2 protein-coding genes are annotated in these 1,205 nt (G+C 63.0%); one reads left to right on the top strand and one right to left on the bottom strand.

Annotation, left to right across the window (positions count from 1 at the left end):
* Positions 1–35: 35 nt before the first annotated feature.
* Entirely contained in the window at positions 36–551 is a 516-nt protein-coding gene (locus tag DBR24_RS17745; RefSeq protein WP_128615398.1) for a DoxX family protein, read from the bottom strand.
* Between the two features lie 383 nt (positions 552–934).
* On the opposite strand from DBR24_RS17745, the gene DBR24_RS17740 reads away from it, so the two are divergent.
* A partial coding sequence (locus DBR24_RS17740) for a LysR family transcriptional regulator (RefSeq protein WP_128615397.1) occupies positions 935–1,205 on the top strand: 271 nt, incomplete at its 3' end.

Below are 1,205 nucleotides of genomic sequence, written 5' to 3'. Positions count from 1 at the left end.
CGTTGCTGGCGGGGCTGGACCGGGCGCATTGAGCCTCAGCGGGTGTGGCGTTGCCAGAACACCCGTGCCAGCCACGCATCGACGCTCAGCTTGCCGGCACCGGCGAAAAGCAGTGGCAGCAGTGCAGCCAGGTAAATCGCCGGCAGCTTGAAGTTGCCGAAGCCCTTGTTGGTGATCGCGTAACCCTGCGCCAGTTCGCTCAGCGTCGACCAGTCGGCGGGCCAGTGCACGGCGGCGGTGGCGACCATGGTCACCACGATCAACGCAAGGGCCGAAATCCGTGTGCCGAAACCGCACAGAATCGCCAGCGCGCCGATCAGCTCGGCCCACATCGACAGCTCCCAGTTCAGCGACGCCGGCAGGTGATCGAAGGGAAACGGGAAGCGCGCCTGGATGTCTTCGAACCAGTTCTGCCCGTTGAATTTCTCTAGCCCCGACTCGAAAAACTCCCAGGCGATAAACAGCCGCAGCGTCAGGGGGGCGAGCCAGGTGCCGGCGCGGTCGAGGTTCAGGTGCAGCCCTTTGATGGCGGTTGAAAGGGTTGTGGTCATGATGCATCTCCGGTGAGTCGGGCCAGTTGAATCAACCGGGGTATTTCAGCCTTGAGGTGTATCGGGGATGTGTCGGCGGGGCGGGGGATTGTGCGTTGGGTGTGTCTGCGGCTTCGGGGTATACAGTGCGATACAGTCAAAAGCCCCTCACCCCAGCCCTCTCCCGGAGGGAGAGGGAGCTGACCGGGTTGTCTTGCGTTCTCCATCGACCTGAAAAATCCCGTCGATGATGGATTCGCCGAAGCAGATTCAGGTCGGCGTACATCCTCAATATCTCGCGATCGGCTCCCTCTCCCTCTGGGAGAGGGCTGGGGTGAGGGAACGAGGGCTGGACGCGCACGTCCGGCCCCGTCAGCATGACCTACAAAAAACGGACCAGCCCCATGCGAAGACTTCCCTCACTGGCCGCCCTGCGCACTTTCGAATGCGCCGCCCGTCACGCGCATTTCGGCCGGGCGGCGGCGGAATTGTGTGTCACCGACAGCGCCGTCAGCCATCAAATCCGCCAGCTCGAAGAGCAACTCGGCGTCGCGCTGTTCATCCGCGAAGGCCGGCAGATTCGCCCGACCATCGCTGCCGGACGCCTGATGCAAAGCCTGCAGCAGGCCTTTGAACTGATCGGCGACGCTTGTGATGAATTGCGCGACCCATCCT

It is taken from the genome of Pseudomonas sp. HMWF006 (assembly GCF_003061205.1).
GTDB lineage: Bacteria > Pseudomonadota > Gammaproteobacteria > Pseudomonadales > Pseudomonadaceae > Aquipseudomonas > Aquipseudomonas monsensis.
Note: the sequence above shows the minus strand (reverse complement) of the source record. Positions and strands in the feature narration are given on the sequence as shown.